The sequence below is a fragment of the Cutibacterium avidum ATCC 25577 genome (genome assembly GCF_000227295.1).
Lineage (GTDB): Bacteria > Actinomycetota > Actinomycetes > Propionibacteriales > Propionibacteriaceae > Cutibacterium > Cutibacterium avidum.
In genome coordinates, this window is sequence record NZ_JH165054.1 from 866,406 (window position 1) to 889,624 (window position 23,219).

Sequence of the window (23,219 nt, forward strand, 5' to 3'; positions counted from 1 at the left end):
AGAACGTCAGGAGGTCACGATGGTCCAGTTCCTCGACGATGCCCCTCGTCACATCTTCTTCACCGGGAAGGGCGGAGTGGGGAAGACGAGCGTCGCGTGTGCCACCGCCGTCGAGCTGACGCGCCGCGGCAAACGAGTCCTCCTCGTCAGCACGGACCCTGCCAGCAATGTCGGCCACGTCTTTGGCCAGACGATCGGCAACCGCATGACCCCCATCGACGCCGTCGCCCGACTGGACGCCCTTGAGATTGATCCGGAGCAGGCGGTCGAGGCCTACCGCAATCGGATCATCGACCCGGTGCGCGCCATTCTTCCCGCCAGCGAGATCGCCACGATCACCGAACAACTCTCCGGGTCATGCACCGTCGAGATCGCGTCGTTCAACGAGTTCACCAACCTGCTGGTTGATCCGTCTCGTACCGCCGGCTACGACCACGTCATCTTCGACACCGCACCCACCGGCCACACCATTCGCCTCCTCCAGCTACCCGGCGACTGGACCGCCTACCTTGATGCCGGCAAGGGCGATGCCTCCTGCCTGGGCCCGATGTCTGGTCTGGACAAGAGCAAAAACACCTACCGAGCTGCAGTCGAGGCCCTCACGGACTCAAACGTCACCCGACTTGTCCTCGTGGCACGCGCCCAGCCGTCAAGCCTGCGCGAAACGAACCGCACTCTCGCAGAGCTCGCTGAGATCGGTATCCAGGCTTCCCATCTCGTCATCAACGGCCTTCTCCCCCATGCCGACGACGCCGATCCCCTCCGCCACGCCATTGAGGAACGCGAACACGCGGCCCTGGAGGCCATGCCAGCCGGTCTCGCTGCCCTTCGACGCGACGACATACCCCTCAAGGCGACGACCATGATCGGCGTCGACGCTCTTTCCCGCATGTTCACCAGCGACGAGGCCCATCGCTCCCCCGACGACGTCATCGTCGACCTGCCCGAGCAGCCTGGTCTCGACGAACTCGTCGACGACCTCGCCAGCCAGGATCACGGCCTCGTCATGACGATGGGCAAGGGCGGTGTCGGAAAGACGACGATCGCTGCCGCCATCGCGACGGAACTGGCTCGTCGTGGGAAGAAGGTCCTTCTCACGACGAGTGACCCAGCAACTCATCTTGCCGCGACACTGGATGGAGAGATGGCTGGCTTGACGGTTGACTCCATTGACCCCGAAAGGGCGACCCAGGCCTATCGCGAGCGCGTCATGGCAACCCGAGGAAGCAGCCTCGACGAGGAGGGACGAGCCGCACTTGCCGAGGACCTACGCAGCCCCTGCACCGAGGAAATCGCGGTCTTCCAGGAGTTCAGCCACGCTGTCAACACGGCCCGTCATCAGTTCGTCATCATGGACACCGCCCCAACCGGCCACACCCTTCTCCTCATGGACGCCACCGGCTCGTATCACCGGGACGTCCTGCGTCACATGGATTCCGCGCAGCGTCTCCATACGACGACCCCACTCATGTGCCTGCAGGATCCAGAGCACACCAAGATCATTATCGTCACCCTGCCGGACACCACACCTGTCCTCGAGGCGACATCTCTCGTGACGGATCTTGCTCGCGCCGACATCCACCCCTGGGCATGGGTCGTCAACAACTCGCTGGCAGCCGCCCACCCCACGAGCGCCCTCCTGGGACGTCGGGCCCGCGACGAAGTGACCCAGATTGAGAACGTGACCGCACAGGCCACCCGCTGGGCTGTCGTACCAGCCCTCGCCAACGAACCCATTGGCCAGGCACACCTCGCGGCTCTCGCTTCAGGGACGGAGGATCCTTCCTGACGGCCACTTGTCCAGGTTCCCCATCACAGTGACCATTCGTTTCCTTTCATCAGACGAAAGTGCAACAACCTCGCCGCGCGGTGGACCGACTGAGGCGTGACTTCTTACCTTTTTGTTGTCAGCCGGACTCAGCCGGCACATGCACCCCCACCAGGTGCCGACCAACGCAAGGAGGACACCCATGATCAAGAATCGACTCGTCGCCGCTAGCGCAGCTGCCGCCCTCGCCACCGGAACCGCTCTCATGGCCGCCCCGGCCCACGCGGCCGACGCCACCCCCGCCCCGACCCCTGCTCCGTCCGCCACCGCCATCGACACCTCGAAGCTGCCAGTCCAGATCGACTTCGACTGCCTCAAGAACAACGCCCACGAGCGTCACCAGACCGAGATCAAGATCGCCAAGATCCTCATCGAGAATGGCACCGCCAAGACCAAGGCCGTGGCCGTCGACTCCGCCAAGGAGATCGTCAGCACCGTTCTGAAGAACCCGGCTCTGCTGACCGACAAGACCGCCCTTGTCAAGAAGGTCGTCAAGATCGTCGCCGACAATGCGCGCAAGGCCTTCGGCGACACCTCCGACCTTGGCGACCTGAAGCCGCTGGCTCAGGAGATCGTCGCCAACCTCAAGAAGGCCAAGGTCTGCTTCACCATCAACCTGCCCGGCAAGACCAAGCACGTCGGCCATCTCGGTGACATCCAGACCGCTGCCTGGGTTCCCGCCAACCAGGTGCGCTGAATCCAAACTGTGAATAACTTGAGCCAGGCAACCGTGTGACTCATGTCGCCTGGCATTAATGGGGCTGCAGGATCATCCTGCAGCCCCATCTGGTCGCATCACCACCCGTTGCCATCGACGATATCGTCGCGCCGATCCACCATCCCCGCCCGCCAAGGGCTCAACCGTCCAGCGTCCGCACGGCTGTGCACGAATCACATTTACTCCGCGACCATCTGACCAATTCCAGACGTGCACACGTTCACAGGTCTGCCGAATGAACCCGCGCCCCCTAGTCTCACGACACGAGCCGTACGGCTAGCCATTTCAGAGCAAAGGAGCTTGGACATGATCTTTATGAAGAAAATGAGCGCATTGGCCATCGCCGGCACCATGGCCATCACCGGGGTCTCCATGACGGCGTCTCCCGCCCTCGCTGCCGACAATGCCTCGACTCCGGTGGCCGCGGTCTCCGCCCAGCCGAAGCTCATCACCGGCTACGTCACCAGCACCGATCACTGGGGTACCAAGCTCTTCTTCCGCAAGAACATCGTCCCGAACGCCAAGGGAGCAGTCGTCATCGTCCATGGCGCCGCTGAGCACTCCGGCCGTTACGACTACCTGGCCAAACGCCTCAATGACGCCGGGTACTCGACCTACCGCTTCGACCACCGCGGACACGGACGCAGCGCTCGTCCCTACGTCGACAACACCATCCCGCGCGGCAACATCGACGACTGGCACAACCTCGTCAATGACGTCCACCAGTTCGTCAGCACTGCCCACCAGGAGAACCAGGGCAAGAAGGTCTTCCTCTTCGGCCACTCGATGGGTGGTTTCGCCGTTCAGTCCTACGGTGCCAAGTACCCGGGAACCGTTGACGGCATCGTCAGCAACGGTGGCGGCATCGCCGTCAACCCGTGGGGCCATGACACCGAGGAGCCCGAGATCATCACGGCTCACGACCTCACCGAGGCTGAGAAGAACGCCGATCCGACCATCAGTCAGAAGCTGCCCATGGAGAAGCTCACCAGCTTCAACGGCATCCTGCTGACCCAGGCCGTGCGCAACCCGAAGGCGATTCACTTGCCCTCGACCGTCGCTGAGGCCTTCATCCAGTTCACGAACCCGCTGTCGAGCGGCGTCTGCACCGACCCGGCCGTTGTCGAGGACTACAAGAAGGATCCGTACAACAACAAGTACATGAGCCTCGGCATGGTCAAGCAGATGGGCGTGGCCCAGACCTACAACGCCTTCAACGCCCCGTCCTTCACCGAGCCGACCCTCATCATGCACGGCGCAAACGACGGCATCGTCCCGGCCTACTTCGACACCAACTGGTACAACGCCATTGGATCCACCGACAAGAAGGTCATCCAGTGGAAGGGCCTGATGCACGAGACCATCAACGAGCCCGTCAAGGATCAGGTCGACGACACGATCATCAACTGGATCGACGCCCACAACAAGTGACCTTCATCCTGTGATTTCCTGACAGCGGTTGGGCCGGAACAAGACCGACCCAACCGCTGTGTCTGTGCAGCCCATAAGCCAGTGACGGATTACCCTCACAGTGGCGTCACAGCGCAGTCTGGTCCTTTTCCCTCGCGACACGGCAAGCCCATTTTCGGGGATCCGAACATACGCTGTAAGGTCTCCCTCATGTTGCTGAAGCCTTCCCTTACTCGGAGAGTCGCTGTCGTCGCACTCACGGCATGCCTGACCCTGAGTGCCTGCTCCTCGAACGATGGGCCCAAGGATTCTGCCCAGTCAGGAGGATCCCCGAGCTCCGGCTCGGTCGACGCCACCTTGACGAAGATCCCCGCAGCACGGGCCGGCGCAACTGACATCACCTTCAAGGCCGCCCCGGAGAAGGTCAGGGCCACCTACCCCCGCTTCGCGAAGGCACGGAACCTCAGCATGGCGGTCGAGGTCATCAAGGGCCGTATGCTGCGCGATTCCTGGCAGCAGGACGCCTCTGACGTCAACGTCACCTCCCAGATCATCGCCTCCAGCGACGCCGTCCTGGGGGTTCTGGTGACCAACACGACGACCGTCAAGGGAAAGAAGCAGACGATCCCGGCAAGCGTCTGGTACTCGACTGGGGCCAAGCAGTCGTACTCCTCCCCGGCACTCGTCAAGGCTGACCAGTGGGCCAACCTGACAACGGCCCTGCAGGAAGCTGGCAAGGACCAGTCCCTCGACGGCGGCAAGATCGCCGCGGCCGCCAAGGCCAAGTCCGCCCCGTACGGCAACGGCCCCGCCCTCGGCTTCGACCATGACGGTGACCTCCTGGCCACCTTCGCCTCAGGCGTCCTCAGCGACCATCCCATCACCCTCGTCGTATCGTCTGACAAGGCCAGGGGAATGCTCAGCAGCTTCGGCACCCAGGCCCAGAAGGCATCGACGAATCCCGGCAAGTTCACTGGGACGACGTCGCAGCCAGTCGACGAGTCCCTCAAGTCCACCGACACCTCGACTCGCCCCTCTACGGCCGTCGGTCCGGATTGTCGGGTACTGCACTGCGTCGCCGTCACCTACGACGACGGGCCCAGCGCGATGACCCCGGAACTCCTCGACACCATCAAGAAGTTCAAGCTCTCGATCACCTTCTTCCAGATGGGCAACAGCATCAAGGCCTTCCCGGAAACTGCACAAAAGGTGGCCGCCGCAGGCATGGAGATCGGCAACCACACAGTAACCCACCCGAATCTTCCGGCGAAGACCCCGGACCGTATTCGTCGCGAGTTGGAGCACAACTCCCGGCTCATCAAGGAGTTCACGGGTGCCACCCCGCTGCTCTTCCGTCCGCCTTACGGCGCCCACAACGACACCGTTGACGAGGTCGCCAAGGAGAACGGCATGGCGATCATGCAGTGGCAGATCGACAGCGAGGACTGGAAGAACCGTAACCCTGGCATGACGTACAAGAATGTCATGACGGCTCTGCCCTACACCGCACCCATCGTCCTCGAGCACGACATCCAGAAGGCATCGATTGACGCCGCCCCGCGGATCTACAAGGATCTGGAGGCCAAGGGCAAGACGATCGTCAGCGTCAGCGAGATCTCCCTCAACACCGGCGGCTACCAGGCTGGCCATGCCTACTGCAACGGCACGGTCAAGGAACAGAGCGGCTACAACTGCAAGGGATGAGAATCCAACCGGGAGCGCGCACGGCTTGGGAGGGCCTCGCCCTGCTGGCCTGTGCCGCGCTCGGATTCCAGCTGCTCATCAGTGGCCGGGTGCACCTCTTCGTGGGCACCATCATCACCACGTTGCTGTGGATCGCATGCCCCATCCTGACGATCATGGGTTTGTGGACCCTCGTCCGGGCAGTGCGCCACCCGAACACTGCCGGGCACCACAGAAATCGGATCGGCATGCTCATCGTCGCCCCCGTCGCGCTGGGGATGTTCGTCCCGCTGCAGCCGCTGTCCTTGCTGGGGGCCGCCAGTTACCGTCCGGCAGTCCGCAGTGCCAGCCCATCCCCGGACCAAGATTTCTCGGACTCGTGGAACGACGGACCGCCCAAGGCACCCAAGTCGGTGTCCCCGGTGGCCATCGATCCCAAGACCGGAAAAACCGTCGGCGGATACGACAACGGCGGCGACAACATCGGCTCGGACCGTAACGGCCCGATGGGCCCACCGCCACAGCATTGGCCTGCTCTCAAGGGCAATCCGGCCGAGCTCACCATCTATGACTACGTGCAACGAGCTGACGATTCTCGCGGCATCGCCACTCTCAAGGGCCGCAAGCTGACGATGATCGGCTTCGTCAGCGCCGCACCTGAGGACCCCGACCACGCCTGGGTCCTCGCCCGGCTCAAGATGTGGTGCTGCGTCGCCGACGCCCTGCCCTTCATGACGACGATGGTCGATGCCCCGTCGCGTCCTGCTGGCGGCTCGTGGATCCGCGTCACCGGCACCTATCTGCCCAGTTCTGCCAACGGTGACACCCGTTTCAAGGTGGATCGCTTCGAGAAGATCCCCGTCCCGGAGAACCCCTACATATGAGCGAGCTGCCACCCCAGGCCAATGCCTGGCTCGTCATCTTCGTCGGCATCTGGCTGCAGGCGCTGCCCTTCCTGCTGCTCGGGACGGTCATCTCGTCGACGCTGACGGCCTTCCTCAAACCACACACCCTGGCCCGCTTCCTGCCACGCCGCACCGCCATGGCCGTTCCGGTCGCTGGTCTCGCCGGTACTGCTCTTCCTGCCTGTGAGTGCGCTTCCGTACCCACGACCAGGTCCCTGGTGAGGGCAGGGGTCCCGACCGCCGCCGCGCTGACCTTCATGGTGGCCTCCCCCGCCATCAACCCAGTCGTCATCACCGCAACCGCGATTGCCTACACCGTCAACCCCAAGATGGCCCTGGCTCGATTCATGGCCGGGCTGCTGGCTGCCGTCCTCATCGGCCTGGGATGGATCTGGTTGGGACGTCCACTACGCGGAGTCGACGACGGGTCAGCAGGATCAGCTGTGGAGGAAGCCTCCTGCGGAATCCATGGCCATGCCCCGGGACGTCGCACACTGTCGACGATGACCGAAACCTTCCGCAGCGAGTTGGCCCATGACTTCATCCAGTCGTGCGGATTCCTCGTCATCGGCGCCGCCATCGCCGCCACCGTCAAGGTCTTCGTCCCGACTGCCTGGATGCAGGCCCTGACGAGCAATGTCCTGCTCGAGGCTGCTGTGCTGAGCCTGTTGGCCGTCATCGTCGCACTGTGTTCGGAGGCCGACGCCTTCATGGCCGTCTCCCTGACGAGCTTCTCCCCCACCGCTCAGCTAGCCTTCCTGGCCATCGGGCCGGTCGTCGACGTCAAACTCATGGCGATGGAGGGTGGAGCCTTCGGAGCCGGGTTCCTGAGGCGGTTCGTCCCCCTCGCAGCGTGCTGCTGCTTCCTCTCGGCTCTCCTCATCGGCACAGTGCTTTTCCCCTCCTGAGGGCCTTGCGCTGATGCTCACCGCAGCCTCTTCCGAACGGGACACTGTGCACAAGGAGGCGAGATCAGCTGAGAATCCGAAGAACTCACCTAGAATGTCAGGCACGCCCGGCGTTGTGTTTCTTTCCCGCATGAAGTCCGCCCTAATCTAAGAGCGTGAGTGCCTCCCCGCGCCGCTCGATTCGAGCCCTGGCCATCGCCTTGGTGGCCCTGTTCCCTCTTGGAGCCTGCTCTCACGATGACGGGACACCCGAGTCCTCGCCCTCGGACGTCCGTTCCAGCTTGAGGTCCACCTCAATCGCCACCGGCAACGTGTCGGGGGCGTCAATGACGACGACGTCCTTGGAGAAGCCGTCCGAGATTTCCGTCAAGGTGCCCACCATCACCAAGGCACGCAATCTCAGCCAGGCCATCGAGGTCGTCCGGGAGCGCACCCTGCGCGGATCCGCCTGGCAGTCAGCCTCCAAGGTGACCATGACCGGTCATTTTATCTCGTCGACGACTGATCTGCTCGGAGTGGAACTCCAAGCTGAGATCACCAAGGACAACAAGACCTCCAAGGCAACAACGACTCTGTGGTACGACGCCACGATGAAGCAAACCCTGTCGGCCAGCGCTCTCATCTCCTGGCCCGATTGGCCAAAGTTCAGTCAGCAGGTCGTCAAGGTAGCCAAGGCTGACGGGCTCGACGCAAAGAAGGCAGAGGTCGCCCTTCAGCAGCCACAGGCTCCCTACGGGACTGGACCCGCCCTGTCCTTCGACAGCAGGGGAGACATGCTCGTCCGCTTCCCCGCCGGAGCCCTTGACGCGGTGCAGCGCACCGTCATGATCGACTCCAAGACGATCTCCCCGATGCTCAGCGGGCTCGGCCAGAAGGCGTTGGGAGCATCCCTGCACCCGACTCCCTTCACCGGCACGGCGTCCGCGGACGTGACCTGGTTCGCCAAGCTCAAGACCAGCCCGAAGCCGGCTGATTCCCCCAACACCAAACCCCTTCCGGGCGGCCCGGGCACCAAGTCGACCGGTACGCCCACGCATCCTTCGACGGCGATCGGCGTCGACTGCATCGTCGAGAAGTGCGTCGCACTGACCTACGACGACGGCCCCGCCGACACCACGGACAAGGTCGCGAACAGCTTGTCGTCAGCGAAGGCGACAGCCACCTTCTTCCAACTGGGAACCAACGTCGACGCGCACCCGGACACCACCAAACTCCTTGCCGGTTCAGGTTTTGAGGTCGGCAGCCACTCGACGAGCAACCAGACCCTGACGAAGCTCGGTCCCAAGGGACGAGCCTCCGAGATCACTGACGCGGCAACCTCCCTCGGCAAGCTCACCGGCCGTCCGACGATGCTCTTTCGTCCTCCGTACGGCGCGCACAACGAGCGGGTCGATGCGACCATGGCCGAGCAGAACCTCGCAATGGTCAACTGGACGGCGGACTCCAACGACTGGAAGGACCGCGACGCGACCAGGATCACCAAGACCGTGACCGAATATGCGACCACGTACACCCAGCCGATCATCGTGCTTCACGACACGTATCCCTCGACGGCTGACGCCACCAGCGGCCTCATCGACGCCCTGCGCAAGAAGGGCATGACCCTCGTCACCGTCTCCGAGCTGACGGTCAACACCGGTGGCCTGGAGGCCGGCAAGACCTACTGCCGAGGCACTGCCGTCAACCAGAGCGGTTTCGGCTGCGCAGCCTCTTGAGGCACAAACCACCATCAACCGCTGGTTGAGGCCATGAATCTCTGAGGCGCGAGTTTTCGGATTCCCTCGCACCCCTCTGATCCGCTCAGGCCTTGCGGAGAACCTTGTGCACGATAGGCCTGAGCAGGTCCATGACCTCGTCAATGTGCAGCACCTTTGCCATCCCGAGAACGATGGCGACGAAGAGCACCCCACCAACGAAAGTTCCACCGGCATGGCCAATCCAGGCGCCGTGTCCGGCAGCGTCGATGCCATGGGCGACGAAGTAGGTCGGGATGGCGGCAATGATGGAGGCCAGGGACAGCCTGAGCCACAGTCGGTGAACCTCTCCCATGCCAATCCCGCCAAGCTGACGAGAGGCGACGACGATCCACGCCGTCGCTCCCACGAGGTTGGCGATGGTCTGGGCCGCTGCCACGACGAGCAGGGCTCCCTGCGGCGGGAAGATGAACATCGTCACCAGGATGACGAGCTGGGTGACGGTGGTGACTGTCTGCATGATGAGGTTGAGCTTGCCGTCCTCACGGGCGAAGCAGTAGCGCTGCTGCAGGGTCGTGATACCAAAGGGCAACAGGCCGATACCCATGATCGCCACGGCCCAGGCGAGCGCATCGATCTGGCTGGGTTCCAGGGAGAAGACCGTCTGGATACCGGGGCGAGCCAGCACGACCATCGCCAGGGAACACGGAATGATCGCCAGGGCCGGCATCTCCAATCCCTGTCGCAGCAGCTTCTTCATAGCGGTGTCATTGCCATCGGCATTGGCCCGGCTCATCCGCGGGAACAGAGCGGTGAGAATCGACGTCGTGATGAAGCTCTGCGGCAGCATGAAGATGAGGAAGGCGTTGTCGTAGGCACTGATCGACGACGACACTTCGGGGTGCACCAGGCGCACATGGGACAGCATCTTCTTCATGATGATGCCGGCAAGCTGGGCGATCACCAGTGCTGTGAAGGTCCACACCGTGATACGAGCGGCCGCTCCCAGCCCGTAGCCACGAACACCCCAGCGAGGCCGCCAGCGGAAACCACCGCGGTGCAACGGGATGATGAGGAACAACCCTTGAATGACGATGCCCAGGGTCGTCGTACCAGCCAGCACCCAGACCATCTCCGACGTCCAGGTGGCCGGATCCGGGTGAGCACCAAACTGCACCAGGAACCACACCAGACCAGCGATCTGTACCACATTCGCCAGCACCGGGCTCCACATGAACGCGGCGAACTGGTTTCGCGCGTTGAGGACCTGCCCGAGGATCGCGTAAAGGCCGTAGAAGAAGATCTGCGGCATACAGATGAAGCCGAAGAAGACCGTCAGGTGGCGAGTCGCCCCGCTGGAGGAGAAGTAGAGATCCAGCAGCCACGGCGAGGCCACGGTTGCCAACACCGTGACGACGAGGACCGACGCGAATGACACCGTCAGCAATCGGTCGACGAATTCCTGGCCACCGTCAGGCTGCTTCATGGCCTTGGTGATCTGCGGAATGAGGATGGCGTTGAGAACTCCTGCGCTGAGCAGAATGAACACCACATTCGGCAGTGTGTTGGCGGCCTGGAAGGCGTCAAGAGCCAGTGAGGTGCCAGCGGCGATGACGGTGAGCAGGTAGGTACGCACGAATCCGAGGACTCGCGAGACCATCGTCCCGGCCGCCATCACCATGCTGACGCGACGCAGCGACCCCTCGGCGGGGACATTGCCGGTGGAAGGTCGAACCTGGGCGTCGATCCGAGGAATAGCTCGAGTGCGATCGACGTCCTCATCGGCGTCCAGATGGGTCAGTGCGCGGGTCGAAACATCGGCGCCGAAGGTGACGGCGTCGATGTCGAGACTGTCGTAGACGTCGACCGGCGGGGCTGCCTCCGGAAGGTGGAGAAGATCGTAAACGTCGTCGTGGGGTTGGGGCATCGTCGCCTCAGCGGCCGGTCCCGGCATAGACGACGGCTTCACCCTCAGCGTCCAGTCCGAAAGCAGTGTGGGCAACGCGAACGGCCTCGTCGACCTGATCGGCATCGACGACCACCGAGATCCGAATCTCGGAGGTCGAGATCATCTGCAGGTTGATGCCGGAGTCGGCCAAGGCACGGAAGAAGGTCGAGGTGACGCCGGGGTGGGACCTCATGCCCACGCCGACCACGGACACCTTGCCGATCTGGTCGTTGTAGAGGATCTGCTCGTACCCGATCTCGTCCTTGGCAGCCGTCAGCGCATGGACGGCGGTCGGGCCATCACTCATCGGCAGGGTGAAGGACAGGTCGGTGCGACCGTTCATCACTCGCGAGGCGTTCTGGACGATCATGTCGATGTTGATGTCGGCGCGCGCGACGATGTCGAAGATCTGGGCAGCCCGACCCACCGCGTCAGGGATCCCGGCGACGGTGATCTTGGCCTCCGATCGGTCGTGGGACACACCCGAGATGATGGCCTCTTCCATGTCAGATCCCTTCGTGATGTCGGCAAGGTCCTTGACCCAGGTGCCGGGTTTGTCGGAGAACGAGGAGCGCACGTGAACCGGTACGTCCTCACGGCGGGCGTACTCGACGCAACGCAGGTGGAGAATCTTCGCGCCACAGGCGGCCATCTCGAGCATCTCCTCGTAGGAGATCTCGGGGATGCGACGAGCCCCCGTGATGATGCGCGGGTCGGCGGTGAACACCCCGTCGACGTCGGAGTAGATCTCGCAGAAATCGGCACCCAGCGAGCTCGCGAGCGCGACCGCGGTGGTGTCGGAGGCTCCACGCCCGAGGGTGGTGACGTCCTTCGTCGTCTGCGAAACACCCTGAAATCCCGCGACGATGACGACGTCACCGGCTTCCAAGGACTTCTCGATGCGTCCAGGAGTGATGTCGATAATGCGGGCATTGCCATGGGCGGCGGTCGTGATGACACCAGCCTGGGAGCCGGTGTACGAGCGGGCCGGGATGCCCAGGTCGGACAGGGCCATGGCCAGCAACGCAGCGGACTGACGCTCACCGGTCGTCAGGAGCATGTCGAGCTCTCGCGGAGCCGGCTGGGGGGAAACCTCAAGGGCTAGATCCATGAGATCGTCAGTGGTGTCACCCATGGCGGAGATGACGACGACGACGTCATTACCAGCCTGCTTGGTTGCGGCAATCCGGCGCGCCACGCGCTTGATCGATGCTGCGTCGGCCACCGAGGACCCACCGAATTTCTGGACGACTCGCGTCATCAACCCTCCTGCCAGGCTCGGCAGACCAAAGTCTAACCGGCGTCAGATAGCGACCCCTCCGTGGTCAGGACGGGAGCGCCCCGGCCTGCTGCTGGACCACCGTGACGAGACCGGGACCGTCAGGCGCGACTGCCACGATAGTAGGAGCACAGGGGTAAACCAGCGAAGGACCGGCCTGTGGAGCGGCATCGAGGCGGCATCGCATCCCAAGCCCCCTCCAATGCAGTCCGCAACGTCACAATTCACAGCCTCACCACATCGTCAACACCACCGCAACGGCCTGTGCCGCTCGGGTATGTCCGGACCCTCACGTATCCTTGGGGCCATGCGCTCAGACAGGCACGGCAAGCTCTACCCCTTAGCCATGTTCGGAATCGTCAGCATCCTGGCCGGATTGCTGGTAGCCGGATTCGTCGTGCCCGTCACTGCTCTGGCTGGTGGCACCGCGACGATGGTGGCTGACAGCATGGAGGACCTGCCTGCGGAATTGATGAGTACCCCGCAGGCCCAGAAGTCCCACATCCTCATGGCAGATGGGTCGGTACTGGCCACCTTCTACGACGAGAACCGCGAGTACGTCCCGTTGTCGAAAATCTCCAAGGAGATGCAGACCGCCCAGGTGGCCATTGAGGACAACCGCTTCTTCTCCCATGGCGCGATCGACCTCAAGGGCACCGCGCGAGCCCTGGTGGGCAATGTCTCCGGATCAGCTCGTCAGGGCGGTTCGACCCTGACCCAGCAGTACGTCAAGCAGATCCGCATCGAGGCCGCCGTCGCAGCTGGCAACGAGGCGGGCGCGCAGGCTGCCCAGGAGCCGACGATCACCCGAAAGGTACAGGAACTGCGCTACGCGGTGGCGATGGAGAAGAAGCTCTCCAAGAAGCAAATCCTGGAGCGGTACCTCAACATCGCCTATTACGGTGACGGCGCATACGGCGTCGAGTCCGCGGCCCGTCACTACTTCGGGACGACGGCCGCCAACCTCGATCTCGCACAGTCGGCGATGCTCGCTGGCCTGGTGCAGAACCCAGTCGCCTATGACCCGGTGAACCATCCTGAGGCCGCCATGAACCGCCGGAACATCGTGCTTGGCCGGATGGCTCAGCTCAACCTCATCAGCGCTGACGAGGCCCGGAAGGCGGAGGCGGTCGTCTTCGACAAGTCGAAGGTCGTCTACCCGAAGAATGGCTGCATCTCCTCGAAGTACCCGTTCATCTGCGACTACGCCTACCGGAGCCTGCTCCAAATGCCGAGCCTGGGCAAGAACCCGTCCGAACGGGCCAAGATGGTCAAGCGTGGCGGACTGACGATTCAGACGAATATCGACCCAAAGGTCCAAGACGCTGCTCAGAAGGCTGTTTCCGACGTCGTCGGCCCGAAGGATCCAGTTCTCGCCGGAACCGCGATCGTCCAGCCTGGCACCGGCTTGCTCCTGGCGATGGCGCAGTCGCGTCCTGTCATGGGCGACAAGTCCGGCCAGACCTATTACAACTACATGGCGCCCGCCTCGATGGGTGGTGCCACTGGTTTCCAGGCAGGTTCGATCTTCAAGGCCTTCACGACAGCCGCAGCCCTCGAGAAGGGCATTGCCATCAACAAGCACTACACCGCGTCGTCCCCCATGGACTTCACGGGAGAGAGGTTCACCAACTGCAAGGGCGCCTTCAAGTCAGGCCCCTTCCGGGTACGCAACTCCACCGGTCACTCGTGGAACATCGGTTTGCGTGAGGCCGCGGCATGGTCGGTGAACACCTACTTCGTCCAGCTGGAGCAGGACGTCGGCATGTGTGAGGTCACCAAGATGACCCAAAACGCAGGAGTCAAGCTCTCCAGCAGCAAGGACATCGTGACCGCCTTCCAGCACGTTCCGTCGTTCACCCTCGGTACTGCGTACGTCTCCCCGCTGTCGATGGCCTCGGCCTACGCAACCTTCGCGTCTCGAGGTGTCCGGTGCGATCCGATCATCCTCAAATCGATCAAGAACCGTAACGGCTCTGCCATCAAGGTGCCGACCGGCAACTGCAAGCGGGTCATGCCGCAGAAGGTCGCCGACGGCGTCAACTCAGTGCTGTCCGGGGTGATGGACGCCACCGGCATGCCTGCCACCATTCCCGGGGGCTACCCGCAGGCCGGTAAGACCGGTACGACCGACGCCCACGAGGCTGCTTGGTTCGACGGTTACACCCCACAGGCCGCTGGTGTGGCGATGATCGCCGCTGACGGCAGCAACCCCTACTTCCGCGGCGACAAGTCTCGTTCCATCAAGGGAATCCGGACCTCCACCGGGGTGTACCTCAATGGTTCCGGTGGTAGCGACGCCGGCAAGATCTATCGCGCCGCTATGGCAGGCGCCCTCAAGGACAAGCCTCCGACGGACTTCGTCTCACCGACGGACGAGATCCGTTATGGCAAGCTCATCCAGATCCCGAACACCGACGGCATGACCTATTCCCAGGCCAAGGCTGCCATTCGCAAGGCTGGATTCCGTACCAAGATGTGGCGTGTCTGGGACGACTCGGAGCCGGGGACCTATCTCGGCTCGGATCCTGAGGGCAAGGCCCATTCCGGAGAAGCCGTCGCGCTGAAGGTGTCGAAGGGTCCCGAGCCCGCACCTGAGCCAACCTATGCTCCGCCGCCACCGCAACAGAATCAGCCGAACAACCCGGGCGACAACCAGCCCGGAAATCGACAGAACCCGAATCCGCCGCGCGATCAGAACCAGCCCGGAGACAACACCGGTGGCAGCAATGGGCGGGGACATGGCGGCGGTCAGCAGAACCCACCTGGTACGACGAGGCCTCGCTGACATGAAAACCTTCATGAAGGCAGCTGTTGGGGTCCTTGGAGTCGGCGTCGCCGGACTGACCTATGGCGTCATTGAGGCCCGTCGGTTCACGGTACGCCACGTCGAGGTACCGGTGCTCAAGCCCGGCAGCTCGCCGCTGAGGGTGTTACACCTCTCGGACTTCCACATGCTGGCTCACCAGAAGGCCAAGCGGGAGTTCATCCGTGGACTGGCTGACCTCGAGCCGGATCTCGTCATCGACACCGGTGACAATTTCTGTTCGGCTGACTCCCTGCAACCCCTCCTCGACGACATGGCAGGGCTGCTGGAACGTCCGGGAGCCTTCGTCTTCGGGTCGAATGACTACTTGATGCCGGCTTTCACGAACCCGTTCTCGTATCTGCTGCTGGGACGTTCACACGCTTCGGAGGGGCCCGTTCCGGAGCTTCCCCACGAGGAGTTGAGGCAGGCGTTCATCTCGGCAGGGTGGCTGGACCTCAACGACAAGTCGGGAACGTTGGAGGTGACTGGTCATCGGCTGGTCTTCCGCGGAACTGACGACGCCCACCACGACCGTGACCATTACGAGGAGGTCGCTGGACCTGCAGATGATGACGCAGACCTCAACATCGGCGTCACCCATGCGCCCTACCTCAAGATCCTCGACGCCATGGTCAGCGATGGCATGGACATCGTGTTCGCAGGCCACACCCATGGTGGCCAGGTGTGCCTTCCCGTTAAGGGCGCCATCATCACCAACTGTGACCTCGACACGGACCGCGTCAAGGGGCTGTCACGGCACAGCAGCGGTGGGCGCACCGGATGGCTTCATGTCTCGGCCGGAGTAGGGTCCTCCCCTTTCGCCCCGTACCGGACATTCTGCCAGCCGGAAGTGACGCTGTTGACGCTTGTCCCCCGGTCCTGACGGGGATCGGCTTGGCGCTTTCGATCAAGCTGCGTTAGAGTATCCGTCGGTCCTCCTGTTGAGGAGGATGACCGTGGTCGCGGGGTGTGGCGCAGCTTGGTAGCGCGCTTCGTTCGGGACGAAGAGGTCGCAGGTTCAAATCCTGTCACCCCGACCATCCGGTTTCTTCCCCTGACAATGATCGTCAGTACGTATCCTCTCCCATCCTCTGATCGTGGGTCACTTTTCACCGTAGCCCAGACGGGTTCCCCCCAGAACATCCTTTCACATGCCGCAATCCGTGGATTTTGCACAACAGTTTTGGGTTGCACGGCTTCCGGTCTCGCATGGACAGATGCCCAGCGCTGAACACCTGCCCGTGACCGTCCCCACGCTCCAGGTCACCGAACCGCCCCAGGGTGGCACGTTTGTTTTCCAACCCCTCGGAATACTTCGGCCCCCGGAGTTGTTCCACCACTGGACGCAACTGAAGGAGGACAAACATGGCTGCACGCGCACTCATTGCCGTCACCGACTTCGGAGTTGAGGAGGCCGAGATCGTCGAGCCCCTCAACGCCCTCAAGAAGGCTGGTATCGAGGTGACCGTCGCCTCCAACAGCGGCGAAACCATTCAGGCCGTCACCGGCGACAAGGACTGGGCGTCCAAGGTTGACGCCGATTCCAAGCTGGCTGACGCCAAGGCAGCCGACTACGACCTGCTCGTCATCCCTGGTGGCACCGTCAATGCGGACACCCTGCGTGTCGACGAGGACGGTCGTCGCTTGGTCAAGGAGTTCTCATCCGCAGGCAAGCCGGTCGGAGCGATCTGTCACGGGCCGTGGGTTCTCATCGACGCCGGCGTGGCCAAGGGCAAGAAGATGACCTCCTACATCTCCATCCGTCCGGATCTCGAGAATGCCGGGGCCAACTGGGTGGACGAGGAGCTCGTCCGCTGCCCGGGCAACGACTGGGTGCTCATCACCTCGCGCAACCCCAACGATCTCCCGACCTTCACCAAGGCGCTGGTTGACGAGGTCGCCTGATCCTCACATCAGCTTCGTGGCAAGGGCCCTCACCCTCGGGTGGGGCCCTTGCTGCGTCCATTCTGGCGGCACGGCGAGGGAGGAAACCGCGTCAGACAGCGGTCCACAGGCCCCACTCTCGCCGCATCGTGAGACTCGCGTCCACTTATGAGGACGACTCTGCCTATGTTTCAATTTGGTCACGATGTCGTCTCACCGTCATGAGACGAGCGCTGAATGGGTCTCACGGGTGGCATGGTGTCCCGAACAACCTGGGATCGTCGGGTAACTGCCGACGAGACGTGAGAAGGAGGCACCATGCGTCGAATGAGCCCACTCATTGCGCTGTCCCTCGCAGGCTTGATGGCATTGTCAGCTTGTGGCGAGGACGTTGCGGCCAAGGATGACTCGGCCGCTGGTTCGTCGGCGACGGGAGGCAGCAACAACAGCGCCCCCGCCAAGGATGGGGGTTCGATCACCGTTCGCGGCTGCACCCCGCAGAATCCGCTCATTCCGTCCAACACCAACGAGACCTGCGGCGGAAACGTCCTCGACGCCGTCACCGCTCGTCTCATCCACTACAACTCCGACACCGCCAAGCCGGAGATGGACATCGCCGAGTCCATCGAGACCAAGGACAACCAGAACTTCACCGTCAAGATCAAGCCTGGATACAAGTTCTCCGACGGCACCGAGGTCAAGGCCAAGAACTTCGTCGACGGCTGGAACTGGGCTGCCTACGGCCCGAACGCCCAGCAGTCCGGCTACTTCTTCGAGCCGATCGAGGGCTACGCCGACGAGCAGTGTGACGATGAAGCCTGCAAGACCAAGCCGAAGTCCACGACGATGAGCGGCCTCAAGGTCGTCGACGACCACACCTTCACCATCAAGACCACCGAGAGGGTCTCGAACCTCGAGGTGCGTCTGGGCTACACCGCCTTCGCCCCGCTGCCGGATGCCTTCCTCAAGGATCCGACCGCCAAGAAGTGGGAGAAGATGCCGATCGGCGCCGGACCGTACAAGGTCACCGAGAACACGGCCACGGCCATCACCGTCTCGAAGAACGACCACTACGCCGGCAAGTACAAGGGCCACGTCGACAAGGTCACCTTCAAGATCTACAACGACGCCAGCCCGGCCTACAACGACACCGTCGCCAACCACCTCGACGTCAACGACCTCATCCCGACCGACCAGCTCACCAACGACCAGTGGAAGAACGACCTGGCCAACCGTTGGGGCATCCGTCAGTCCGGTGTCACCCAAACCCTGACCTACTCCGGCAAGGACAAGCAGCTGGCCGACAACAAGGACCTCGTCAAGGCCCTTGCCATGGACATCGACCGCGAAACGATCACCAAGCAGATTTTCGCCAGCTCCCGCACCCCCGCCGACGGCTGGGTCTCCCCCGTGGTTGATGGGTACAAGAAGGACCAGTGCGGCGAGATGTGCAAGTACGACAAGGACAAGGCTCTCGAGCTCTACAAGAAGTCCGGCGGGTACAAGGGCGTCCTGACCATTGCGGTCAACGGTGACGGCGACCACAAGGCCTGGTCGCAAGCCATCTGCAACGGGTGGAAGAACGACCTCGGTCTGAAGTGCCAGCTCAAGGTCACCCCGGATTTCAAGACCCTGCGCGACATGGTCAACAAGCGGTCCGTCGACGGCTTCTTCCGTACCGGATGGCAGATGGACTACCCGTCCATCGAGAACTTCCTGACGCCGATGTACGCCACCGGCGCCTCCAGCAATGACAACGACTACTCGAACAAGGCCTTCGACGCCAAGCTCAAGGAAGCCGCTGCCGCTACGGACTCCCAGCAGGCCAACAAGCTCTACCAGGAGGCCGAGAAGATGCTGGCGGACACCCCGCCGACCGTCCCGCTGTGGACGACCTCGATCCCGTTCGCGTGGTCGGACAAGGTCGCCAACGTCAAGCTCACTCCGTTCGGCTCGATTGACCTTCAGTCGGTCAGCGTGAAGTGATCCATCCCTGATGACGCATCCGTCGGTCCGCTGAAGTTGCCCAGCGGACCGACGGTGTCGTGAGGAACACCATGTTCAGATATATCGTCAGACGCACACTTCAGATGATCCCGGTGCTTATCGGGACGACGTTCATCATCTTCTGTCTGGTCTTCGCCTTGCCGGGCGACCCGACGGCCGGTCGATGTGGTGAACGTCCTTGTCCGCCCGCCTATGTCGCGGCCTTCCGAGCCGAGTACAACCTCGACAAGCCACTCCTCGTCCAGTACGGCCTGTACTTGTCGAAGCTGTTGCACGGCGATCTCGGCGTTGACTATTACGGCAACACCGTCGTCTCCGAGCTCGGTGCTCGCTACCCCGTGACGATCAAGCTGGCTCTCATCGCCGTGCTCATCGAGATCATCGTCGGCATCCTGGCCGGTGTGTGGGCCGGTGTGCGACGCGGCAAGTTCGTCGACTACTTCGTCCTCGTGTCCTCCCTGATCGTCATCTCCATCCCGATCTTCGTCATCGGTTCGCTGGCCCAGCTCATCTTCGGCCTGCGACTCGGATGGTTCCCGGTGACGGCCGGCGACGGATCGTGGAGTGAACTCATCTTGCCGGGCCTGGTGCTGGGAGCGTTGTCGGTGGCCTATGTGGCGCGTCTGACGAGGTCGAACCTGCTGGAGAATCAGCGAGCCGACTACGTGCGCACCGCGAAGGCCAAGGGCATGTCACCGGGCCGCATCGTCAACGTGCACACCTTGCGCAACTCACTCATCCCCGTCATCACGTTCATCGGATACGACTTCGGCGCCCTCATGGGTGGTGCGATCGTCACCGAGCGGATCTTCAACATCAATGGAATCGGCAACTACGTGTATCGATCGATCAACCAGCGCGACGGCGTCTCGGTGGTCGGGTCGGTGACCTGCCTGGTGTTGGTGTATTTGTTCGCAAACCTCCTCGTCGACCTGCTGTACGGGGTGCTCGACCCGAGGATCAGCCATGACTGAACCACGCACGAACCTTCCCGATTCCCCGCTGGGGGCCGACGGCCCAGAGGCCCTGGCCGAGCCGATTGCCGCCCCCCGCGAGAACGACGTCCTCGGCAACTCCAAGCCACGCTCGGTGTGGAATGACGCCTGGGACTCCCTCAAGAGCAATCCGCTGTTCTGGATCTCGGTGACCCTCATCGTCATCTTCTTGTTGATGGCGGCCGTCCCGGCAATCTTCACCTCGAAGAATCCCACCGACTGCAACTTGTCAGCCGCTCGTCACATCCCCTCCGGTGTGCACTGGTTCGGCACTGACATCCAGGGGTGTGACGTCTACGCCCGGACTGTCTACGGAGCCAGATCGTCGATCCTCGTCGGCGTGCTCGCCACCTTGGGGACGACCCTCCTTGGTGCCTTCATCGGCTTGATCGCCGGATTCCGGGGCGGCTGGCTCGACACTCTGCTGAGCCGGACTGGTGACGTCTTCTACGCCATCCCACTGTTGCTCGGCGGCATCATCATTCTGTACACCTTCCCCAATGAGCCGGGCACTCCGTATCTCGTCATGGTGCTCAAAGTGGTGGGAGCCATCGTGATCCTGGGTTGGCCGTCCTTGGCTCGACTCATGAGGTCGTCGGTCTTGCAGGTTCTGCCCCACGATTACATCCAGGCCGCTCGGGCGTTGGGTGCCTCGTCGTGGCGGATCATCCGTCAGCACATCCTGCCCAATGCCATTGCCCCGGTCATCGTGGTGGCCACCATCAACCTGGGCGCCTACATCGCCATCGAGGCGACGCTGAGCTATCTGGGCATCGGTCTGCAGGAACCGGCCATCTCGTGGGGTGTGTCGATTTCCGACGCCTCGGGTCTGGGCTACGTCCGATCGGCGCCCTTCATGCTGCTGTTCCCGTCGCTGTTCCTGTCTCTGGCGGTGCTGGCATTCATCTTCCTCGGCGAGGCGGCACAGGACGCCTTCGACCCCAAACAGCACTGAGGTTTCGACATGGCACGAAAGACACTCACCAGCGCCCGTCTTCACCTGGAGCCGGTCGACGGGCTGCTTCTCAACGTCGACGACTTACACGTGGAATTCCGCACCCGAGACGGTGTCGCCAAGGCCATCAACGGCACGAGCTTCACCCTGTCCGAACGGGAAACCCTCGCGATTCTCGGCGAGTCCGGGTCGGGCAAGTCCGTGACGGCCCAGGCGATCATGGGAATCCTCGACTCCCCTCCGGCCAAGGTCACCGGCGGAAAGATCGAGTACTGCGGGGTTGACCTGCTGACGATGCCCGAAAAGAAGCGTCGTCAGATCCGCGGCGAGCACATCTCGATGATCTTCCAGGACGCCTTGTCGTCACTGAATCCGGTTTTCCCGGTCGGGTGGCAGATCGCCGAGATGTTCCGTATTCACCGCGGTATGAACCGCTCCGACTCGATGTCCGAGGCCATCCGCCTCATGGAGAGGGTGCACATTCCGGCGGCCAAGGAGCGCGCCGACAACTACCCGCACCAATTCTCCGGCGGTATGCGTCAGCGCATCATGATCGCGATGGCCATCGCGCTCAACCCGTGGGTGCTCATCGCCGATGAACCGACGACTGCCCTCGACGTCACCGTCCAGGCACAAATCATGACCCTGCTCAAGGAGCTCCAGGACGAGTCCGGGATGGGTCTGATCCTCATCACTCACGACCTCGGCGTCGTGGCGGACGTGGCTGACGACATCGCGGTGATGTACTGCGGCCGGTTCGTCGAGCATGCTGACGTCCACCGTCTCTATGACAACCCGGCTCACCCGTACACCGTGGGTTTGCTGGACTCGATTCCGCGTCTGGACCAGAGGGGCAGCGAGTTGTATGCCATCGGCGGCCTGCCGCCATCCCTGACGAATCTGCCGTCGGGGTGTTCCTTCCACCCACGTTGCCGCTGGGCCACCGACGAATGCCGCGCAGGCGGTGCACCGAAGTTCGTCGAGGTCGAGCCCGGACGTTGGGCTGCCTGCCACCACACCGAGGAGGTGCTCCACCGTGACCGCTGAGACGACGACCTCGACCAGCGCAACCGCTGCGACGAGCCCAGAACCCATCCTGTCAGTTCGCGACCTCACCAAGCATTACCCGCTGAAGTCCGGGGTGGTGCGTCACACCGTCGGCCATGTCAAGGCCGTCGACGGCGTGAGTTTCGATCTCTACCCCGGCGAGACCCTCGGTGTTGTCGGGGAGTCCGGCTGCGGAAAGTCCACCCTGGGGCGGCTGTTGGTGGCCCTCGAGCCACCGACCTCCGGGACGATCACCTTCGAGGGGCGTGACGTCACCCACCTCAGGGGATCGGAGATGCGCAAGCTGCGCCGTGACATCCAGATCGTCTTCCAGGATCCGTACACCTCGTTGGATCCGCGTATGACGGTCGGAGACATCGTCAGCGAGCCCTTCCGCATCCACCCTGACGCCGTTCCGCGCGGCAAGAGGACCGAGAGGGTCAAGGAACTGCTGGACCTCGTCGGCCTCAACCCCGAGCACATCAACCGCTATCCGCACGAGTTCTCCGGGGGCCAGCGTCAACGCATCGGTATTGCCCGCGGCATCGCGCTGCAGCCCAAGGTACTGGTGTGTGACGAGCCAGTGTCGGCTCTGGACGTCTCGGTGCAGGCCCAGGTCGTCAACCTGTTGCAGAAGCTGCAGCGGGAGTTGGGAATGGCCTACATCTTCATCGCCCACGACCTGTCGGTGGTGCGTCACATCTCCGACCGGGTGGCCGTGATGTACCTCGGGCGGATCATGGAGATGGGTGACGAGGAGCAGATTTACGAGCGCTCCACCCATCCGTATACCCAGGCCTTGCTGTCGGCAGTTCCGGTACCCGACCCGTCCTTGCGCGGGCAGCGGCATCAGATCCTGTTGCACGGAGATGTGCCCTCCCCCGCCAATCCGCCGACCGGCTGCCGCTTCCACACGCGGTGCTGGCGGGCTCAGCCGCTGTGTTCGGAGAAAGAGACCTCCTTGAACATGCACGCCGATGGACAAGGGGAGCATGCCTGCCGATGCCATTTCGCGGAGATCTTCGAGAAGGCCTCGGACGACGTCAAACCCGGTGACCTGACCGCCTAGTTGTCCGTTGACTGGGTCAGCCATCCGGGCTACGACACGCAGTTGCCAAGAACTGCCTGGACGTGGCGATGTCCTCGTCG

The 23,219-nt window shown here is 62.9% G+C and carries 17 protein-coding genes and 1 tRNA gene; 16 read left to right on the forward strand and 2 right to left on the reverse strand.

Translation table 11 applies throughout. The features are described 5' to 3' along the window. Positions 1-19: 19 nt before the first annotated feature. The 7 genes from arsA to HMPREF9153_RS03930 all read left to right on the forward strand — a co-directional run bounded on the left by arsA (position 20) and on the right by HMPREF9153_RS03930 (position 9,167). Entirely contained in the window at positions 20-1,789 is a 1,770-nt protein-coding gene (gene arsA, locus HMPREF9153_RS03895; RefSeq protein WP_004809633.1) for an arsenical pump-driving ATPase, read from the forward strand. Positions 1,790-1,970: 181 nt separating this feature from the next. Beyond that, positions 1,971-2,525: a hypothetical protein gene (locus HMPREF9153_RS03900; RefSeq protein ID WP_004809634.1), complete on the forward strand. Its 555-nt coding sequence runs from the start codon at positions 1,971-1,973 to the stop codon at positions 2,523-2,525. A 327-nt stretch (positions 2,526-2,852) separates the two neighbouring features. Continuing rightward, positions 2,853-3,977 (forward strand): alpha/beta hydrolase, encoded by a 1,125-nt coding sequence (locus tag HMPREF9153_RS03905; protein ID WP_004809635.1) that lies wholly within the window; start codon positions 2,853-2,855, stop codon positions 3,975-3,977. A gap of 189 nt (positions 3,978-4,166) precedes the next feature. Then, positions 4,167-5,660, forward strand: a complete 1,494-nt coding sequence (locus HMPREF9153_RS03910) for a polysaccharide deacetylase family protein (protein WP_004809636.1) — start codon at positions 4,167-4,169, stop codon at positions 5,658-5,660. Then, positions 5,657-6,523 (forward strand): TIGR03943 family putative permease subunit, encoded by an 867-nt coding sequence (locus HMPREF9153_RS03915; protein ID WP_004809637.1) that lies wholly within the window; start codon positions 5,657-5,659, stop codon positions 6,521-6,523. The genes HMPREF9153_RS03910 and HMPREF9153_RS03915 overlap by 4 nt, the downstream gene beginning before the upstream one ends. After that, positions 6,520-7,452: a permease gene (locus tag HMPREF9153_RS03920; RefSeq protein WP_004809638.1), complete on the forward strand. Its 933-nt coding sequence runs from the start codon at positions 6,520-6,522 to the stop codon at positions 7,450-7,452. The genes HMPREF9153_RS03915 and HMPREF9153_RS03920 overlap by 4 nt, the downstream gene beginning before the upstream one ends. A 155-nt stretch (positions 7,453-7,607) precedes the next feature. Then, the gene (locus tag HMPREF9153_RS03930; RefSeq protein ID WP_370882824.1) at positions 7,608-9,167 is read left to right on the forward strand and encodes a polysaccharide deacetylase family protein; all 1,560 of its coding nucleotides are present in this window, start codon (positions 7,608-7,610) and stop codon (positions 9,165-9,167) included. Positions 9,168-9,252: 85 nt separating this feature from the next. Here the strand turns inward: HMPREF9153_RS03930 and murJ are convergent, their stop codons facing one another. Further along, positions 9,253-11,073: a murein biosynthesis integral membrane protein MurJ gene (murJ, locus tag HMPREF9153_RS03935; protein ID WP_171023546.1), complete on the reverse strand. Its 1,821-nt coding sequence runs from the start codon at positions 11,071-11,073 to the stop codon at positions 9,253-9,255. A gap of 7 nt (positions 11,074-11,080) precedes the next feature. Continuing rightward, entirely contained in the window at positions 11,081-12,355 is a 1,275-nt protein-coding gene (locus HMPREF9153_RS03940; protein WP_004809642.1) for an aspartate kinase, read from the reverse strand. Between the two features lie 295 nt (positions 12,356-12,650). Here HMPREF9153_RS03940 and HMPREF9153_RS03945 point away from each other — a divergent pair, with 295 nt between their 5' ends. The 9 genes from HMPREF9153_RS03945 (at position 12,651) to HMPREF9153_RS03985 (ending at position 23,139) form a co-directional block, all read left to right on the forward strand. Next, positions 12,651-15,161 carry a transglycosylase domain-containing protein gene (locus HMPREF9153_RS03945; protein WP_171023545.1) on the forward strand — a complete coding sequence of 837 codons (2,511 nt, stop codon included), beginning with the start codon at positions 12,651-12,653 and terminating at the stop codon, positions 15,159-15,161. Next, positions 15,115-16,065, forward strand: a complete 951-nt coding sequence (locus HMPREF9153_RS03950) for a metallophosphoesterase (protein WP_036980004.1) — start codon at positions 15,115-15,117, stop codon at positions 16,063-16,065. Before HMPREF9153_RS03945 ends, HMPREF9153_RS03950 begins: the two co-directional genes overlap by 47 nt. Positions 16,066-16,145: 80 nt before the next feature. Next, positions 16,146-16,222: transfer RNA gene (locus tag HMPREF9153_RS03955), tRNA-Pro, on the forward strand. 325 nt (positions 16,223-16,547) lie between these two features. Continuing rightward, a complete protein-coding gene (locus HMPREF9153_RS03960; protein WP_004809645.1) occupies positions 16,548-17,087 on the forward strand; it encodes a type 1 glutamine amidotransferase domain-containing protein in 540 nt (179 codons plus the stop codon). 297 nt (positions 17,088-17,384) lie between these two features. Next, positions 17,385-19,052, forward strand: a complete 1,668-nt coding sequence (locus HMPREF9153_RS03965) for a peptide ABC transporter substrate-binding protein (protein WP_004809646.1) — start codon at positions 17,385-17,387, stop codon at positions 19,050-19,052. Between the two features lie 71 nt (positions 19,053-19,123). Further along, on the forward strand, positions 19,124-20,047 hold the full coding sequence (locus HMPREF9153_RS03970; RefSeq protein ID WP_004809647.1) for an ABC transporter permease: 924 nt from the start codon (positions 19,124-19,126) through the stop codon (positions 20,045-20,047). Beyond that, a complete protein-coding gene (locus tag HMPREF9153_RS03975; RefSeq protein WP_004809648.1) occupies positions 20,040-21,023 on the forward strand; it encodes an ABC transporter permease in 984 nt (327 codons plus the stop codon). The genes HMPREF9153_RS03970 and HMPREF9153_RS03975 overlap by 8 nt, the downstream gene beginning before the upstream one ends. 45 nt (positions 21,024-21,068) lie before the next feature. Beyond that, complete coding sequence (locus HMPREF9153_RS03980) at positions 21,069-22,070, forward strand: ABC transporter ATP-binding protein (protein ID WP_050796911.1); 1,002 nt, start codon at positions 21,069-21,071, stop codon at positions 22,068-22,070. Then, positions 22,060-23,139, forward strand: a complete 1,080-nt coding sequence (locus tag HMPREF9153_RS03985) for an ABC transporter ATP-binding protein (protein WP_004809650.1) — start codon at positions 22,060-22,062, stop codon at positions 23,137-23,139. The genes HMPREF9153_RS03980 and HMPREF9153_RS03985 overlap by 11 nt, the downstream gene beginning before the upstream one ends. Positions 23,140-23,219 lie beyond the last annotated feature (80 nt).

Bases quoted from the DNA above. Each gene is read 5' to 3' on its own strand.
- HMPREF9153_RS03950 (WP_036980004.1), top strand. From the start codon at position 15,115: ATGGCGGCGGTCAGCAGAACCCACCTGGTACGACGAGGCCTCGCTGAC.
- HMPREF9153_RS03920 (WP_004809638.1), top strand. From the start codon at position 6,520: ATGAGCGAGCTGCCACCCCAGGCCAATGCCTGGCTCGTCATCTTCGTC.
- HMPREF9153_RS03915 (WP_004809637.1), top strand. From the start codon at position 5,657: ATGAGAATCCAACCGGGAGCGCGCACGGCTTGGGAGGGCCTCGCCCTG.
- HMPREF9153_RS03940 (WP_004809642.1), bottom strand. From the start codon at position 12,355: ATGACGCGAGTCGTCCAGAAATTCGGTGGGTCCTCGGTGGCCGACGCA.
- HMPREF9153_RS03910 (WP_004809636.1), top strand. From the start codon at position 4,167: ATGTTGCTGAAGCCTTCCCTTACTCGGAGAGTCGCTGTCGTCGCACTC.
- HMPREF9153_RS03900 (WP_004809634.1), top strand. From the start codon at position 1,971: ATGATCAAGAATCGACTCGTCGCCGCTAGCGCAGCTGCCGCCCTCGCC.
- HMPREF9153_RS03945 (WP_171023545.1), top strand. From the start codon at position 12,651: ATGTCCGGACCCTCACGTATCCTTGGGGCCATGCGCTCAGACAGGCAC.
- HMPREF9153_RS03970 (WP_004809647.1), top strand. From the start codon at position 19,124: ATGTTCAGATATATCGTCAGACGCACACTTCAGATGATCCCGGTGCTT.
- arsA (WP_004809633.1), top strand. From the start codon at position 20: ATGGTCCAGTTCCTCGACGATGCCCCTCGTCACATCTTCTTCACCGGG.
- murJ (WP_171023546.1), bottom strand. From the start codon at position 11,073: ATGCCCCAACCCCACGACGACGTTTACGATCTTCTCCACCTTCCGGAG.
- HMPREF9153_RS03965 (WP_004809646.1), top strand. From the start codon at position 17,385: ATGCGTCGAATGAGCCCACTCATTGCGCTGTCCCTCGCAGGCTTGATG.
- HMPREF9153_RS03905 (WP_004809635.1), top strand. From the start codon at position 2,853: ATGATCTTTATGAAGAAAATGAGCGCATTGGCCATCGCCGGCACCATG.
- HMPREF9153_RS03960 (WP_004809645.1), top strand. From the start codon at position 16,548: ATGGCTGCACGCGCACTCATTGCCGTCACCGACTTCGGAGTTGAGGAG.
- HMPREF9153_RS03975 (WP_004809648.1), top strand. From the start codon at position 20,040: ATGACTGAACCACGCACGAACCTTCCCGATTCCCCGCTGGGGGCCGAC.